We start from the raw sequence: 16,254 nt of genomic DNA, 5'->3' as shown, positions 1-16,254 counted from the left end.
CCGTACGTACGGCGTCCGGCGCCGCCACGGTCCCCTGGGCCGATCGCCCTGGGCAGGCGGCGCGGCCGTACAGGGCCCGCCCCTCGCCGCTCGCCCTCCGCCCCCCCCGGCTCGCGCAAGCCCGGCGTCCGCCCCCCCACGCCGCCTTACCGTCGAGTAATATCGCGCGCCAGGCCCCCCGAGGAGGAACCGTGTCCCGGTCCGAACGCTCACCCCTGCTGCTCGCCGGTCTGCTGGCCGCCGCGGGCACCGCCCACTTCGCCGCGCCGCGCGTCTTCGACGCGATCGTGCCGCGCGGCCTGCCGGGCACGCCCCGGACCTGGACGTACGCCAGCGGCGCCGTCGAACTGGCGCTGGCCGCCGGGATCGCCCTGCCGCGCACCCGGCCGGCCGCCGCCAACGTGGCCGCGGCCTTCTTCGTCGGCGTCTTCCCCGCCAACGTCAAGATGGCCGTGGACTGGCGGCACCGCCCCGCGCCGCTGAAGAGCGCCGCCTACGGACGGCTGCCGCTGCAACTGCCGCTGGTGCTGTGGGCCCGCGGCGTCGCCCGCGGCGCCGGGCAGCGGTCATGAGCGCCCGCCCGGGGCCCGGCGACACCGCCCCCGACTTCACACTGCCGGACGAGACCGGTACCGAACGCACCCTGACCGGGCTGCTCGCCGAGGGGCCGGTGGTGCTGTTCTTCTACCCGGCCGCGCTCACCCCCGGCTGCACCGCCGAGGCCTGCCACTTCCGCGACCTGGCCGCCGAGTTCGCCGCCGTCGGCGCCCGGCCGGTCGGCGTCAGCGGCGACCCCGTACCGCGGCAGCGCGAGTTCGCCGGCCGGCACGGACTCGGCATGCCGCTGCTGTCCGACGCGGACGGCGCGGTCCGTGAGCGGTACGGGGTGCGCCGGGGATTCACCCTCGCCCCCACCAAGCGGGTGACCTTCGTCGTCGCCGAGGACCGCACGGTGCTGGACGCCGTCCACAGCGAACTGCGGATGGCCGCGCACGCCGACCGGGCCCTGGCCGCACTGCGCGCTCACCGGCCCTAGGAATCGCGGACCGGCCGCCCCTCTGGCCCCACAGCGGTTGATAGTGGGAGGTAAAGGGATAATCCTGGACGGCATGGAGCATGCCTCCGCTGCGGCGATCGTGGACACCGACGGCCTGGTCACGGGGTGGAGCGAGGGCGCCCGGCGACTGACCGGATACCCGGCCGAGGAGGCCGTCGGCCGGCCCGCGCGGGACCTGCTCGCCCAGGACCTCGCGCCGGGTGCCGTGTCCGCCCTGACGGGCACGGCCCTGGTGCGGCACCGGGACGGCTCCGCGGTGGCGCTCGCGCTGCGCGGCCACCCCCTGCTCACCGGGGACGGCACCCCGGGCGGGTACGCGGTCACCGTCGAGCATCCGGACACGGACCTGTTCGTCCTGGCCGGCGAGACCTTCCGGCAGGCTTCCCTGTCCATGTCCGTGCACGACACCGGCCAGCGCTACCTGCGCGCCAACGACACCGCGCTGCGGCTGCTGGGCGTGAGCGAACCGGAGCTGGTCGGACGACGGCTCTCGGACATCATGGAGGGCATCGAGGCCGACGGCTCGGGCTTCCACCGGCACCTGCGGCAGGTCGCCGAGACCGGCCGGCCCGCGCGCTACGAGACCTTCACGCCCGCCTCCTCCCCGCTCGACGAGCACGCCTGGAGGGTGGAGATGTGGCCGGTGCGCGACCCGTCCGGCGCGGTGGCCGCCGTCGCCATGGCCGGCATCGAGACCACCGAGCAGCACCGGGCCCAGCAGCGGCTGGCCCTGCTCAACCAGGCCGCGGCGGGCATCGGCACCACCCTGGACGTGGTCCGCACCGCCGAGGAACTGATCGCCCTCCTCGTACCCCGGCTGGCCGACTTCGCCGGCGTCGACCTGCTCGACTGGGTGCTGGGCACCGACGAGCCGGTCGTGGAGTCGGTGACGGACATCTCGCTGCGCCGGGTGGCGCACAGCTCCGCCACCGAGGGCTACCCCCGGCCCACCCCCCACCTGGGCGAACAGGTGGTCCACCCGACGTACTCGGTGCCCGCCCGGGCGCTGCGGGAGGGCCGGGCGGTGCTCAGCGGCCCCGGCGACCCCGACTTCGAGCGCTGGATGCGGCTGCGCAACGAGCAGGCCCCGCACAACCGGGCCTGGCGCGGCCGGGTCCGCTCGGCCCTGGCGGTGCCGCTGCGGGCCCGCGGCACCGTCCTCGGCGTGGTGCTGCTGGCCCGCGCCGACCCCGGGGAACCGTATGTCGACGACGACGTGGTCCTGGTAGAGGAACTGGCCAGCCGGGCCGCCGTCTGCGTGGACAACGCCCGCCGGTTCGCCCGGGAACGCAGCACCGCGCTGACCCTCCAGCACAGCCTGCTCCCCACCGGCCTGCCCGGACAGGTGGCGGTGGAGGTGGCCCACCGCTATCTGCCGTCCGGGTCGGCGGCCGGGATCGGCGGTGACTGGTTCGACGTGATCCCGCTCTCCGGCAGCCGGGTCGCGCTGGTGGTCGGCGACGTCGTCGGCCACGGCATCCCGTCCACGGCGACGATGGGCCGCCTGTGCACGGCCGTCCGCACCCTGGCCGACGTCGACCTGCCGCCCGACGAACTCCTCACCCACCTCGACGACCTGGTCACCCACCTCTCCGCCGGCGGCGAGGGCGACGAGGCCGCCGAACTGGGCGCCACCTGCCTCTACGCCGTTTACGACCCGGTCTCCCGCCGCCTCACGCTGGCCGCCGCCGGACACCCGGCGCCCGCCGTGGTCCTGCCCGACGGGTCCGCGCACCTGGTCGCCATGACCGCCGGGCCGCCGCTCGGCGTCGGCGGGCAGCCGTTCGAGGCGACCGAACTGGAACTGCCCGAGGGCTCCGTCGTCGCCCTGTACACCGACGGCCTGGTCGAGGACCGGGTCCGCGACCTCGATCAGGCCACCGCCGAACTGTGCCGGGCCCTGACCGCGTCGGTGCCCTCGCTGGACGCGCTGTGCGACAACGTGCTCAAGTCCGTGATGCCCGAGGACCCCAGCGACGACGTGGCCCTGCTGCTGGCCCGCACCCGGGCACTGGGCGCCGACCAGGTCGCCACCTGGGACATCACCCCCGACCCCGCGCAGGTCGCCGCCACCCGGACCTCCGTCATGGAGCGGCTGGCCGCCTGGGGCCTGGGCGAGAGCGCCTACGTCACCGAACTGGTCGTCAGCGAACTGGTCACCAACGCCATCCGCTACGGCGAACCGCCCATCCAGCTCCGCCTCATCCGCGACCACAGCCTGATCTGCGAGGTCTCCGACGGCAGTTCCACCTCACCGCACCTGCGCCGGGCGCACGCCTTCGACGAGGGCGGCCGGGGACTGCTGCTGGTCGCCCAGCTCACCCAGCGCTGGGGCAGCCGGCCGACCGGCGGCGGCAAGACCATCTGGGCCGAGCAGTCGCTGTCTCAGGAGTGAGGGGCGCGGCTGTCCGCCGCGACCTGGCCGAGGATGCGCCCGGTGCGCACCGAAGGGGCCCGGCCCGCCCGCCGTCGTCACCAGCAGCCACGCTGGACCACCGGGCAGCCAGTGCGTGGTCCTCGGTGGGCACCGCCGGCCGGGCACCCGCCTCAGAACTCCTCGTGCGTCTTGGGATCGCCGCCGATCCGCCGGTGCGGGCGGTCACCGATCGTCCGCATCTGCTCCGCGTCCAGTTCGAAGCCGAAGACGTCGAGGTTCTGCCGCTGCCGCCCGGGGTCCGCGGACTTCGGGACGGGCACCGCGCCGAGCTGGGTGTGCCAGCGCAGCACCGCCTGGCCGGGAGTCACCCCGTGGGCGTCGGCCACGGCGGCGACGGCCGGGTCGGCGAGCAGGTCGCTGCCGCGGCCCAGCGGGCTCCAGCTCTCGGTGCGGATGCCCTTGCGCTCGTGGAAGGCGCGCAGCTCGTCCTGGGGGAGCAGCGGGTGCAGCTCGATCTGGTTCACCGACGGCAGCACCCCGGTCTCCCGCTCCAGCCGCTCGATGTGCCCGGCGGTGAAGTTGGAGACGCCGATCGACCGCACCAGCCCCTCCTCGCGCAGCTTGATCATCGCCTGCCAGGAGTCGACGTACCGGTCGACGCGGGGCAGCGGCCAGTGGATCAGGTACAGGTCGACGTAGTCCAGGCCGAGCCGGGCCCGGGACTGCTCGAAGGAGGCGAGGGTCTCCTCGTAGCCGTGGTGCCGGCCGGGCAGCTTGGTGGTGACGACGATCTCCTCGCGGGGCACCCCGGAGTCGGCCACCCCGAGGCCGACGCCGGTCTCGTTGCGGTAGTTCGCCGCCGTGTCGATCAGCCGGTAGCCCAGGTCCAGGGCCGCGGCCACGGCCCGCTGGGCCTCCGCGTCGTCCATCGGCCAGGTGCCCAGCCCCAGCGCGGGGAGCGAGGTGCCGTCGTTCAGGGGGTGTGCCGGGATACGGGTCACGGGTGAGAGCCTTCCTGGAGATCGTGAAATCGGGTCCGGCCCCCATGTTTCCCCCTGGCACTGTCGCCATACCGGGCGACGGCTGTCACGATCTGTGCGGGACGGGGGCCGGACGACCGACGGAGCGCGCATGACGACGGACAGGGCCGAACGGGCGGCGCAGGCGACGGCGGGGATCGAGGTGCGGCCCGCCGCCGGGCACATCGGCGCCGATCTCACCGGTGTCGACCTGGCAGGCGACCTCGACGACGCGCAGGTGGCCGCGATCCGCGCGGCGGTGCTGCGCTTCAAGGTGGTCTTCTTCCGCGACCAGCGGCTGGACCATGCCGCCCACGTCGCCCTGGCCCGCCGGTTCGGCGAACCGGTGCTGCTGCCCCGGCGCGGCAAGGCGTCGCCGCCCGGCTTCCCCGAGGTCGAGACGACCGCCGACCGGCTGGAGCTGGGCGGCCGGTTCGGCATGGAACACGACGAGTGGCTGGCCCGCCGCCGGCACTCCCTGCTGCGCGGCTGGCACTGCGACCACGGCGCCCGGGTCGACCCGCCGGCCGCGACCATCCTGCGTGCCGAGACGGTACCGCCGTACGGCGGCGACACCACCTGGTCCAACCTGGCCGCCGCCTACGCCGGACTCTCCGCCCCGCTGCGCGCCTTCGTGGACGGCCTGCGCGCCGAGCACCGCCTCGGCGTCGGCTACCAGCCCCGCCCGGGCGACGACGCCTACCTGCGCCGGCTGCTCGACCACCAGATCGCCACCGTCCACCCCCTGGTCCGCGTCCACCCGGAGACGGGGGAGCGGATCCTGTACGTCAACGGCTACTACGTCGAGCAGATCACCGGCCTGACCCGCCCGGAGAGCACGGCGGTCCTCCAGCTGCTGCTGGAGCAGGCGACCCGGCCCGAGTACACCGTCCGGTTCCGCTGGGCGCCGGGCAGCGTCGCCTTCTGGGACAACCGGGCCACCATCCATCTCGCGCCGAGCGACAACGCCCACCTGGACCACCCGCGGATCATGCACCGCGTGATGCTCCACGGAGACGTGCCCGCCGGCGTCGACGGCCGCCCGTCCGAGCCCCTCACCGGCAGCGCGGCGGGCCGCTGGTGACGCTCACCCGAGCGGGATCGTCACCTCGTCCTCCACCGGCGGGTCGGTCTCCTGGGCCCGGTTGCCGGTGGCGGCGAAGCAGCGCAGCCGGACCGCGTCCGGCGTGACGTCCAGCCGCAGGAAGCACTTGAAGAACGGCGGGCTGTACGTCGCCGAACCCGGCGAGAACAACTGCGTGTAGATCTTCCGCACCGGCAGCCGGAACCGCTTCCGCTGCTCCGGCCGCCGCCCGGTCCCCAGCAGCCCGGCGACCAGCCGGACCCGCCGGGTGACCCGGGCCGCCCCGTCCTGCTGGGCGCGGGTCGGCCCGATCCCGAGCCGCTCGGCGATCACGGCGGTCGCCTCGGCCTCGGTGAGGGTGAAGAAGCGGCGCAGCCGCAGCCGGCGGCCGTAGAGCCCGCTGTAGAAGGCGAGGGAGTCGCCGCGCAGCGGGTAGCAGCGGAAGTCCGTCTCGGTGACGCCGCCGACCGAGACCCGGGGGATGGTGTGGGTGGCGTGCGTGAACGCCCCGCCGCCGCCCGCGACCACGTACTGGACGGTGCGGCCGGCCACCTCGACCGGATAGCGCTGGTAGTTGTGGATGTCCCCGCCGATCGCGGCCACGTAGTGGTGGGCCGGGTCGCGGACGATGTCGTCCACCGTGCCGCCGCCCTCGATCGCGCAGGGGTGGTGCTCGCCGTCCACGTACAGCGGGGAGCCGGTGACCAGGATCTTCGGGCGCGGCCCCCGGGACACCTCGCGCAGCCACGCCCCCTGCTCGGCGTCGACCGTCCCGAGCAACCCGGTGTCGATCCCGACGATCCGCACCGGACCCGCGTCGATCGCCCAGTACGGCCCCGGCTGCACGGCCCGCTGGGCCGGCGCCGACCGCAGCGCACGCGCCTCCTCGAGCCGCCGGCCGTCGTCCGGGCGGGGCCGGTGCCACAGCAGGGCGCGCAGCCAGGCGCGGGTCAGCGGCCTCGGGGCCGGCTCCGGCTCCAGCGGCGGGGCGTCGTCGCAGAAGACCCGCATGAAGCCGCCGAGGTCCTCGTACCAGTCGTGGTTGCCGGGTATCGCGTAGATCGGCGCCTGGTAGTCCTGGTAGGGCCGGAAGAACTTGGTGCCGTAGTCGTCGGCGGCGCCCACCGGATAGATCACGTCACTGGCCAGCACCGCGAACCGGGTGTCCCCGCCCGCCCGCAGCAGCCCCGGCACGACCGCGTACTGCGGGTCGTCGCCCTCTCCGGTGTCGCCGATCACCAGGAAGGAGAACCGGTCGGGGTCGTCCCGGCGGATCACCTTGTCGGCCGGGGCGCCGGCCGCCGCCCGCCGCGCCACCCAGCGCTGCCGGGTGCGGCCGGTGGGATCGCCGAACCAGGAGGCCAGTACGCCGTTGCGGGCCGCCCACAGCGTCCGCGGGTCGAGCCAGGAGAGCTTCTCGACCCGCTCGGGCATCAGCCGCCGGTACGCGCCGCGCTCCGCGGCACCCCAGCCGGCGCCTTCCGCTGTGTCACGTGAGGATTCAGCCATCCCGGCACGGTAACAACGCGGTCCGGCCGGGCCGCGGGGGAGGGGCCGTCAACCGCGCCGACGCGGTACGGAGTTGGCGTGCGGCGGGGCCGGCGGGTACGGCTGCCCGGCGCGCTCGGCGCCCCGGCCGGCCGGGGCCGGCCGGGGCTTCCAGTCGCCCTCGCCCAGCACCAGCAGCGGGTCGAACATGACCACCACCCCGGCCAGCAGCAGGAAGACGGCCGGGCCGAGCAGCATCGGCAGCAGCAGCGAGGCGGCCGAGTTGCCGTCCCAGGTGCCGCCCGAGGTGCCGTGCACATGGACGCTGACCGCGGCCATCCCCGTGTAGTGCATCCCGGACACCGTCACGCCCATCACCAGGCTGGCCCCCAGACTGGCCAGGAAGCCCCGCACGGTCACCGCCGCCCACAGCGCCGCGGTCGCCGCGGCCACGGCGATCACCAGCGAGAGCCCGACCGTCGGCAGGTCGTAGCGCAGGTCCCCGTCCAGCCGCAGCGCCGCCATGCCCAGGTAGTGCATGGCGGCCACCCCCAGCCCGGTGACCAGCCCGGCCAGTGCCAGCGTGCCGCGCCCGGCGCCGCGGTAACCCACCATGAACACCCCGACGCCGACCACCACGACCGCCACCAGCAGGCTGAGCACGGTCAGCGGGACGTCGTAGCGGACCCGGGTCTGGGCGACGCGGAAGCCCATCATGGCGATGAAGTGCATGGTCCAGATCCCGCAGCCGATCGAGGCCGCGCCGAGCCCCAGCCAGCCCGCCTTGAAGGACTGGGCGTTGAGCAGCGTGCGGACCGTGCAGCGCAGCCCGAGCGCACCGCCCAGACAGGCCATCAGATAGGCCGCCACCGGGGTGACGAGCCCGTACCGGAAACCGTCGACCGTGCCTTCCATGAGCCAACTCCCCCCCAGAGCCACGGCATGTGGTGCAGGAGAGTTCTACGGGGCCCGGCCGTGCAATTGCAAGGCTTTCCGGGTAACGAGAGGAAACGTCCTCTTCCGGAACGACGCCCTCAGAGCGCGCGCCTCAGAACGCGCGCTTGAGCAGGTCGAGCAGGGCCGCCCAGTGCCGCTCGGTCGCCGCCTCGTCGTACGAGGCGGTGTCGGCCTGGGTGTACCCGTGGGCCGCGCCCGCGTACACCTCGCAGCGGTGCCGGACCCCGGCCGCGGTCAGCGCCGCCGCCAGCCGCTCCTGCTGCTCCGGAGGGAGGGACTGGTCCTGGTCGGCGTGGCCGAAGTACACCTCGGCGGTGATCCGGTCGGCCAGCAGGTGCGGGCTGTCCGGGGCGTCGGTCGCCAGCGCGGCGCCGTGGAAACCGGCCACCGCGGCCACCCGGTCGGGAAAGGAGCCCGCCGTCAGGAGTGCGAGGCGGGCGCCCATGCAGTAGCCGGTCAGCGCGACCGGCCCGTCGGCCGCCTCCGGGCGCGCGGTCAGCCAGCGGAGGTAGGCGTCCGCGTCCCGCACCGCCGACTCGGTGGTGTGGGCCTGCATGATCGGGCGGAGCCGCTGGAAGATCTCCGGCCGCGCCTGCGGGTCGATGAACTCGGGCAGTTCGACGACCGGCGCCCGTCCGTGCCGGTACATGACGTTGGGCACCAGCACCGTGTACCCGGCCCCGGCCAGCCGGTCGGCCATCGACCGCAGTTGCGGGCGCAGACCGAAGGCGTCCATGTAGAGCAGCACCGCCGGATGCGCCCGCCCGTCGTCGGGCCGGGTCAGATACGCGTCGGCGGTGCCGTCCGCGGTGGCGATGTCGACAGCGTTTCCCGTTACGGAGGTCATGGCTGGGCTGCCTTCCTGTGGTGACGTCGGCACACGGCCGCCCGGGGCGCGGGCGGACCGGGATCATCGTGCCACGGCCGGCCGGCGGGACCGGCGGTGACCTGCGCCCGAGCGGCCGCGCACCGGCACCCGCGCCCGCTCACTCGAAGCGCGTCGCGTCCCCCGCGCCGTACCGGACGATCTCCGCCTCGCCGCCCGAGAAGTCGACGACCGTGGTCGGCTCGGTGCCGCAGTCGCCCGAGTCGACCACCGCGTCCAGCACGTGGTCGAGCCGGTCCTTGATCTCCCAGCCCTGGGTCAGCGGCTCCTCCTCGTCGGGCAGCAGCAGCGTGCTGGACAGCAGCGGCTCGCCCAGCTCGGTGAGCAGCGCCTGGGTGACGACGTGGTCGGGGATGCGGACGCCGACGGTCTTCTTCTTGGGGTGCTGGAGCATCCGCGGCACCTCGCGCGTCGCGGGCAGGATGAAGGTGTAGCTGCCGGGCGTGGACGCCTTGACCGCCCGGAACACGTCGTTGTCGATCCGTACGAACTGACCGAGCTGTGCGAAGTCCTGGCACACCAGCGTGAAGTGGTGCCGGTCGTCGAGCCGGCGGATGGAACGGATGCGGTCGATGCCGTCCCGGCTGCCCAGCCGGCAGCCCAGCGCGTAACAGGAGTCCGTCGGGTACGCGATCAGCGCCCCCGAGCGGACGCTGTCGGCGACCTGGGCGATGCTGCGCGGCTGGGGGTTGTCGGGGTGCACGTCGAAGTACTTCGCCATCCGCCGAGCTTAAGCCCCCGGAACCGTACGGACCGACCGACCGGGATGATGGGGGGAACGGAACAACCCGACAGGAGAGGGACGACGTGACGGGCCGGCAGGACGACAGCGGGCGGGTGCGGTGGGCGGAGGAACTGCTCGGCCGGCTGAGACCGGGCGGGGACGACGTGCGCGGCGTCGTGGACTGGCTGGCCGGCACCCTGCCCGCGACGGTGGCGCTGCGCGACGGCACCGGGCGGCTGCTGGCCGGCACGCCGGTGGAGTGCGACGCGGGCCCGCTGCGGGACCTGACGGCCGGCCGGATCGCCTCCGCCGCCTTCGAGGACGCCGGACGGCACCTGCGGCTGGTCCGGGTGGAGCGTGGCGGCGCGGAACCGGCCGCCGTGCTCGCGGTGGCCCGCGCGGCGCCCTTCGACCGGACGGCCGCCGGCATCGTCGCGCACACCGCGCAGGCGCTCACCCTGCTGCTGGTCGCCCGCGCGTCCGCCGCGACCGGCTACCGGCTGGAGCGGGCCACCTCCGACCTGCGCCTGGCCATCCTGCAACTGCTGATGGTGGAGGAGATCGTCTCCGCCCGCCGGGTCGCCGCGGGCTTCTGGCCCGGCCTGCTCGACACCGACACGGCCAGGGTGCACGTCGTGGAGACCGCGCCCGACCGGCGCGACCGGCTGGCCCGCGAGTGCCGGGACGCCACCCGGGACCGCGCCCTGGTCGTGCGCTGCCCCGCCATGGACGGCCATGTGATCGTCGTGGCGCCCCGCGAGAGCACCGGTGACGAACTGCGGACGCTGATCCGCCGGCACCCCGGGGCGCTGCTGGGCGGCAGCGTCCGGCAGAGCCTGGTGCGCACCGCCACCGCCTACGGACAGGCGGTCAGCGCCCTGGCGGTCGCCCGGATCCGTCCGGAGCGGGCCGCCGGGTACGCCGAGCGGACCCCGCCCGAGCGGCTGATCGACCCGGCGGCGCTGCGCGGCTGGACCGCCCGGGTACTGCGCCCGCTGGACCGGCTGCCGCACCACACCCGGGCCGAACTGCTCGCCACCACCCGGCTCGGCCTGGAGTTCACCGCGGTCAACGCGGCCAAGATCCTCGGCATCAGCCGCAACACCGTCCGGGCCCGGATGGACCGGGTCGCGGCGCTGCTGGACACCGACTTCGCCGACCTGACCGTCCGGGCCACCACGCACCTCACCCTGAACGCCGAGGCCGGTTTCGCCGCCGAAGGGGAGACCGGCGGGCCGGGCGGGACCTGCCTCACCGATCTGCTGACCGGGCCCCCGCTGCGCGCCTGGGCCGGCGACCTGCTCGGCCGGCTGGAGCCGGACCCCCGCGGGCTGCGCCGCACCCTGCGCACCTGGATCGCGGCCGGCGGCAACGCCGAGCGGACCGCGCGGACCCTGGGCCTGCATCCGCAGACCGTGCGTGAGCACGTGCGCGGCGCCGAACCGGTCCTGGAGCGCCAGTTGCTGGCCGGCGGCGGCGACCTGTACGAGGTGGTCCTCGCCCACCTGGCCGTGGGCGACCTCGGCCACGCACCGCTGTGCGGTACGAACCCGGACCATCCGGACGCACCTGTGCACGGGTGAGCCCCCGCGGCCGGACAGCGGGCACCGGCACGCTTCACAGCGGCCGGGCCGCCCCCTAGGTTCGAACACCGCGGGGGCACGGCGCGGGGGCACGACCGGAACGGGGGACCGGTCGCGCCCCCGCGTTCTCGTCGGGTCAGCCGTTGGGCAGGATCACCGCGCGGCCGTTGACCTTGCCGTCGTGCAGCCGCTGGTAGGCGAGCGGGGCGTCGTCCAGCGAGTATGTCTCGGTGTGCACCGACAGCACGCCGGCCCGGGCCAGCGCCAGCACCTCCATCAGCTCGCTGCGGCTGCCCCAGTAGGGCGCGGAGACCGACACCTCGAACGGGGTGAGGCCGAAGCCGACCGGGAACGGCGCGCCGCCGATGCCGACCAGGGTGACGTCGGCCTCGACGCCCGCGACACCGCCGGCCGTCTTGACGGTCGGCGCCACGCCGACGAAGTCGAACACCGCCTGCGCGCCGATCGGCCCGGTGATCTTCCGGACCGCCTCGACGGCCCCGGCGTCGGACAGCACCGTCTCGTGGGCGCCGACCTCACGGGCCAGGCGCAGCTTGTCCTCGCTGACGTCCAGGGCGATCACCCGGGCGGAGCTGAGCGCGCGCAGCAGCTGGATGGCGACGTGGCCGAGGCCGCCGGTGCCGATGACCACCGCGGTCGAGCCCGGGCCGAGCTTCGGCAGCGACTTCTTGATGGCGTGGTACGGCGTCAGCCCGGCGTCGGTCAGCGGCACCGCCGCCACCGGGTCCAGACCGTCCAGCGGGACCAGGTGCCGGGAGTCGTCGATGAGCAGGTACTCCGCCATCGACCCGGGGCGGCCGAGGCCGGGCGGGAAGATGCCCAGCTCGTCGGCGCGCAGGCAGTAGTTCTCCTTGCCCTCCGCGCACTTGGCGCAGGTGCCGCAGCCCCAGGGCCCGTAGACGGCGACCGCGTCGCCCTCGCTGAGGCCGGTCACCCCGTCGCCCAGCGCGGCGACCGTGCCGACGCCCTCGTGGCCGAGGGTGAGCGGCAGCTCGTAGGGGAAGCCTTCGGCGGGCCACTCCATCACGGCGATGTCGGAGTGGCACACCCCGGCGGCGGTGACCTTCAGCAGCACCTGTCCGGGCCCGGGTTCCGGGTCGGGGACCGTGACCACCTCGGGGGGTGCCCCGATGGTGCGGTACTGAAGTGCCTTCATGGTCGAACTCCTTCGTTCTGTCGTCCCCCGTGTCGGCGGTGGGGATCAGACGGCGGTGTAGGCGCCGTCGACCAGGTGGTAGCTGCCGGCGATGAAGGACGCGCGGTCGGAGAGCAGGAAGACGATCAGCTCGGCGACCTCCTCGGAGGTGCCGAGGCGGCCGGCCGGGTGCAGGGCGACCAGGCCGTTGTAGGCGTCCTGGTCCATGGTCTTCAGCAGCGGTGTCTCGATGAAGCCGGGGCCGACCGCGTTGACCCGGATGCCCTTGGCGGAGTACTCGGCGGCGGCGGTCTCGGTCAGCCCGACCACGCCGTGCTTGGCGGCCACGTACGCGGCGGAGCCGGCGAAGCCGACCTTGCCGAGGATGGAGGCGACGTTGACGATGGCGCCGCCGTTGCCCGCGGCTTCGATGACCGGCAGCTCGTAGCGCATCGAGTAGAAGACGCCGTCCAGGTTGGTGCGTACGACGCGGCTGTAGGCGTCCACGTCGTACTCGCCGACCGGGGCGCTCGGGCCGCCGATGCCCGCGTTGTTCACGGCCAGATCGAGCGAGCCGAAGGTGTCGACGGCGAACCGGACGGCTGCCTCGACGGACTCGGGGCTGGTCACGTCCAGGGTGACGGCGGCGGCCTCGATGCCCTCCGCCGTCAGGTCGGCGGCGGCCTTCTCGGCGCCCTCGGTGTTGTAGTCGGCGATGACGACCTTCGCGCCGCCCTGGCCCAGGCGGCGGGCGGTGGCCAGGCCGATGCCGGAGGCGGCGCCGGTGACCAGCGCGGTCTTTCCGGAGAACTCGGTTCCGTAGTCGGTGACGGGGGTGCCCGAAGTGCTCATGGTGCTTTCACTCTCTTGTGATGCTGTCGGCGGTCGCGGTCGCGATCTCCGAAGTCAGGGCGTCGTAGGCCCGCTCCACCAGGGCGGCGAGGTCCCCGGCGGACGAGTTGCGGTCGCCGGTGCGGGCCCAGACCCGCAGGGCTGCGACCAGGACGCCGGCGGCGGCGTCGACGACGGCGGCCGCACGCACGTCGCGGGCGGCGTCGGTGCCGAGCCGGGCGGCGATGATGCGGATCGACTCCTCCTGGGCGTCGACCCGGATGCGCTGGTAGGCGCCGAACAGGGCGGGCTCGCTGTCGACCAGGGCCAGCAGCCGGCGCATCCGCGGGCGCAGTTGCAACGGCGGCTCCGCCGGGTCGGTCAGCCACGCGTGCACCGCCCTGCGGTACGCCGGCAGCGGCGGCTCGGCGGCCGGGCGGCGGCGCAGCAGCGCGTTGATCCGGTCGCCGTCGCGGCGCACGAAGTCGAGGGCGGCGTCCTCCTTGCCCGCGAAGTGCCGGCTGAAGGTGCGGCGGGTGACGTCCGCGCGCTCCGCGACGGCCTCCACGGTGGTCGCGGCCAGGCCCCGGTCCAGGATCAGGTCGCGGGCGGCGTCGGCCAGCGCGTCCCTGGTCCGCCGCGCCTTCAGCCGACGCCGGTCGTCGGGGACGTCCGCGGGGTCCGTGGGCTTCGCTGCCGTCATGCCGTTCACGATACACCTCGAATGTCCCGTTGGGACATATGTCCCAACGGGACGCGAGTTGGTCGGCAGCCGCCACCGGCCGGATGGCCGGTTCCGGTGCCGTGTGCCGCCCCGGGCGGGGTACCCGGGCCGCTCCGAAGAAGGTCCCGTCCGACCGGACGTGGGAAAGGGAGGTCCGTATGACCAGCGGAGCGGAGACCGGCGGGGTGACCGGTACGCAGGACAAGGACTACAACCTCATCTGGTACGTCGAGTCGTGCCTGAACAACGCGCTGCGCCTGGAGACGTACATCCAGGACGCCGAGCGGAACAAGGACACCGAGGTGGCGGAGCTGTTCCGCAAGGCCCAGGCGGACAGCCGCAAGGGCGCCGAACTGGGCAAGAAGCTGCTGCGCGCCCGGCTCGCCGAGGGCTGACCGCCGTACTTCGCGGGGCCCGGACACCGGCACGGCCGCGGTGGCCGGGCTCGCCCGCGCGGACGCGCCCGTCGGAGTGTCCCGTCCCGCGCGCGGGACGGCCGCCGGGCCTGCGGTGCTCGGGATCATGGGTCCACGATGCGCCGGTCCGCCCTCCGCGGCCAGTCGCGGGGGACTCGGGGGCATGCCAGTGTCACGAGTGACTGACCCCGCGCGGCCGGGTACCCGGGACGCCCACGCGACCGGCCGCCGGCCGCCGTCTCGGCACGCGCGTCGCCGCGGCGGCCACGAGTCCAAGGAGCCGAACGAAGATGACCGACGTATCGAGCCAGGGTCCCGCTCCCGACGACGACCGGAAGGTGCTCACCAACCGGCAGGGACACCAGGTCTACGACAACCAGAACCAGCGCACGGTCGGCGCCCGCGGGCCCGCCACGCTGGAGAACTACCAGTTCCTCGAGAAGATCAGCCACTTCGACCGGGAACGCATCCCCGAGCGCGTGGTGCACGCCCGCGGGGTCACCGCCTACGGCTACTTCGAGGCGTACGGCGCCTGGGGCGACGAGCCGATCGACCGCTACACCCGGGCCAAGCTGTTCCAGGAGCGCGGCAAGCGCACCGATGTCGCCCTGCGCTTCTCCACCGTCATCGGCGGCCGCGACTCCTCCGAGGCGGCCCGCGACCCGCGCGGCTTCGCGGTGAAGTTCTACACCGAGGACGGCAACTGGGACCTCGTCGGGAACAACCTGGCCGTCTTCTTCATCCGCGACGCCATCAAGTTCCCGGACGTCATCCACGCCCTCAAGCCCGACCCGGTCACCTTCGAGCAGCAGCCCCGGCGGATCTTCGACTTCATGTCGCAGACGCCGGAGTGCATGCACATGCTGGTCAACCTGTTCAGCCCGCGCGGCATCCCGGCCGACTACCGCCACCAGCAGGGCTTCGGCGTCAACACCTACAAATGGGTGAACGCGCAGGGCGACACCAAGCTGGTCAAGTACACCTGGATGCCCAAGCAGGGCGTACGCAGCATGACCGAGGAGGACGCCGCGGGCGTGCAGGCGGACTCCACCGGCCACGCCACCAAGGACCTCTACGAGGCGGTCGCGCGCGGCGACTACCCGGAGTGGGAGCTGCTCGTCCAGATGATGGACGACCACGACCACCCGGAGCTGGACTTCGACCCGCTGGACGACACCAAGACCTGGCCCGAGCAGGACTTCCCGCCCAGGCCGGTCGGCCGGATGGTGCTGGACCGGATGCCGGAGAACTTCTTCGCCGAGAACGAGCAGATCTCCTTCGGCACCGGCGTCCTCGTCGACGGCCTGGACTTCTCCGACGACAAGATGCTGGTCGGCCGGACCTTCTCGTACAGCGACACCCAGCGCTACCGGGTCGGCCCCAACTACCTCCAGCTGCCGGTCAACCAGGCCAAGAACGCCACCGTGCACACCAACCAGCGCGACGGCCTGATGACCTACCACACGGACGGCGGCGACAACCCGTCCGTCAACTACGAGCCGTCCATCACCGACGGCGGCCTGCGCGAGGGCGAGTACCCCACCCACGACGAGCAGGGGCCGGAGATCCGCGGCCGGGTCACCCGCAAGCGCATCCCGCGCACCAACGACTACCTCCAGGCGGGCCAGCGCTACTGCCTGCTGGAGCAGTGGGAGCGGGACGACCTGGTGAAGAACTTCGTCAACCTGCTCTCCCAGTGCGACCGTCCGGTGCAGGAGCGCATGGTGTGGCACTTCCTGCTGGTCGAGAACGACCTCGGGCTGCGGGTCGGCGAGGGCCTCGGCATCTCGCCGCAGGACGTGGCCGGCCTCGAACCGCTGGCCAGTCAGGACCTGACCGACGACGACCGCGAGCGGCTGTCCAACCTGGGCAAGAACCCGCCGCGCGACGTCGAGGGGCTGACGATGACCCACTGCGTGCCGAACGAACGGCACGTCGTCACCCGCTGACCC

At 73.9% G+C, this 16,254-nt stretch carries 15 protein-coding genes; 7 read left to right on the top strand and 8 right to left on the bottom strand.

What is annotated here, in order from left to right:
• The first annotated feature begins 191 nt into the window (after positions 1-191).
• The 3 genes from ACTT8P_RS19830 (at position 192) to ACTT8P_RS19820 (ending at position 3,452) form a co-directional block, all read left to right on the top strand.
• Positions 192-572, top strand: a complete 381-nt coding sequence (locus ACTT8P_RS19830) for a DoxX family protein (RefSeq protein ID WP_442833002.1) — start codon at positions 192-194, stop codon at positions 570-572.
• The gene (locus ACTT8P_RS19825; RefSeq protein ID WP_442833001.1) at positions 569-1,036 is read left to right on the top strand and encodes a peroxiredoxin; all 468 of its coding nucleotides are present in this window, start codon (positions 569-571) and stop codon (positions 1,034-1,036) included. Before ACTT8P_RS19830 ends, ACTT8P_RS19825 begins: the two co-directional genes overlap by 4 nt.
• A 73-nt stretch (positions 1,037-1,109) precedes the next feature.
• A complete protein-coding gene (locus tag ACTT8P_RS19820; RefSeq protein ID WP_442833000.1) occupies positions 1,110-3,452 on the top strand; it encodes a SpoIIE family protein phosphatase in 2,343 nt (780 codons plus the stop codon).
• Between the two features lie 152 nt (positions 3,453-3,604).
• Here the strand turns inward: ACTT8P_RS19820 and ACTT8P_RS19815 are convergent, their stop codons facing one another.
• Complete coding sequence (locus ACTT8P_RS19815) at positions 3,605-4,435, bottom strand: aldo/keto reductase (RefSeq protein ID WP_442832999.1); 831 nt, start codon at positions 4,433-4,435, stop codon at positions 3,605-3,607.
• A gap of 130 nt (positions 4,436-4,565) precedes the next feature.
• Here ACTT8P_RS19815 and ACTT8P_RS19810 point away from each other — a divergent pair, with 130 nt between their 5' ends.
• Positions 4,566-5,537, top strand: coding sequence for a TauD/TfdA dioxygenase family protein (locus ACTT8P_RS19810; protein WP_442832998.1), 972 nt, complete (start codon positions 4,566-4,568; stop codon positions 5,535-5,537).
• Between the two features lie 3 nt (positions 5,538-5,540).
• Here ACTT8P_RS19810 and ACTT8P_RS19805 read toward each other — a convergent pair whose 3' ends face one another.
• From ACTT8P_RS19805 to ACTT8P_RS19790, 4 genes are all read right to left on the bottom strand, one after another.
• Positions 5,541-7,046, bottom strand: a complete 1,506-nt coding sequence (locus ACTT8P_RS19805; RefSeq protein ID WP_442832997.1) for a metallophosphoesterase family protein — start codon at positions 7,044-7,046, stop codon at positions 5,541-5,543.
• Between the two features lie 48 nt (positions 7,047-7,094).
• Positions 7,095-7,940: an MHYT domain-containing protein gene (locus tag ACTT8P_RS19800; protein ID WP_442832996.1), complete on the bottom strand. Its 846-nt coding sequence runs from the start codon at positions 7,938-7,940 to the stop codon at positions 7,095-7,097.
• 133 nt (positions 7,941-8,073) lie between these two features.
• Positions 8,074-8,829 (bottom strand): dienelactone hydrolase family protein, encoded by a 756-nt coding sequence (locus ACTT8P_RS19795; RefSeq protein WP_442832995.1) that lies wholly within the window; start codon positions 8,827-8,829, stop codon positions 8,074-8,076.
• A 139-nt stretch (positions 8,830-8,968) separates the two neighbouring features.
• Complete coding sequence (locus ACTT8P_RS19790) at positions 8,969-9,589, bottom strand: L-threonylcarbamoyladenylate synthase (protein ID WP_442832994.1); 621 nt, start codon at positions 9,587-9,589, stop codon at positions 8,969-8,971.
• An 86-nt stretch (positions 9,590-9,675) separates the two neighbouring features.
• Here ACTT8P_RS19790 and ACTT8P_RS19785 point away from each other — a divergent pair, with 86 nt between their 5' ends.
• The gene (locus ACTT8P_RS19785) at positions 9,676-11,175 is read left to right on the top strand and encodes a helix-turn-helix domain-containing protein (RefSeq protein WP_442832993.1); all 1,500 of its coding nucleotides are present in this window, start codon (positions 9,676-9,678) and stop codon (positions 11,173-11,175) included.
• A gap of 136 nt (positions 11,176-11,311) precedes the next feature.
• Here ACTT8P_RS19785 and ACTT8P_RS19780 read toward each other — a convergent pair whose 3' ends face one another.
• The 3 genes from ACTT8P_RS19780 to ACTT8P_RS19770 are packed head-to-tail and all read right to left on the bottom strand — an operon-like array spanning position 11,312 to position 13,865.
• Positions 11,312-12,352 (bottom strand): NAD(P)-dependent alcohol dehydrogenase, encoded by a 1,041-nt coding sequence (locus ACTT8P_RS19780; protein WP_442832992.1) that lies wholly within the window; start codon positions 12,350-12,352, stop codon positions 11,312-11,314.
• 45 nt (positions 12,353-12,397) lie between these two features.
• On the bottom strand, positions 12,398-13,183 hold the full coding sequence (locus ACTT8P_RS19775; protein WP_442832991.1) for an SDR family NAD(P)-dependent oxidoreductase: 786 nt from the start codon (positions 13,181-13,183) through the stop codon (positions 12,398-12,400).
• 7 nt (positions 13,184-13,190) lie between these two features.
• Entirely contained in the window at positions 13,191-13,865 is a 675-nt protein-coding gene (locus tag ACTT8P_RS19770; protein WP_442832990.1) for a TetR/AcrR family transcriptional regulator, read from the bottom strand.
• A gap of 179 nt (positions 13,866-14,044) precedes the next feature.
• Between ACTT8P_RS19770 and ACTT8P_RS19765 the strand changes: the two genes are divergently transcribed.
• Both ACTT8P_RS19765 and ACTT8P_RS19760 read left to right on the top strand, forming a co-directional pair.
• Positions 14,045-14,281, top strand: a complete 237-nt coding sequence (locus ACTT8P_RS19765; RefSeq protein WP_442832989.1) for a hypothetical protein — start codon at positions 14,045-14,047, stop codon at positions 14,279-14,281.
• A 311-nt stretch (positions 14,282-14,592) separates the two neighbouring features.
• Positions 14,593-16,251 carry a catalase gene (locus ACTT8P_RS19760; protein ID WP_442832988.1) on the top strand — a complete coding sequence of 553 codons (1,659 nt, stop codon included), beginning with the start codon at positions 14,593-14,595 and terminating at the stop codon, positions 16,249-16,251.
• Positions 16,252-16,254 lie beyond the last annotated feature (3 nt).

Source organism: Streptomyces sp. JW3 (assembly GCF_052216785.1).
Classification (GTDB): Bacteria; Actinomycetota; Actinomycetes; order Streptomycetales; family Streptomycetaceae; genus Streptomyces.
This window is presented reverse-complemented; position numbering and strand designations above follow the sequence as displayed.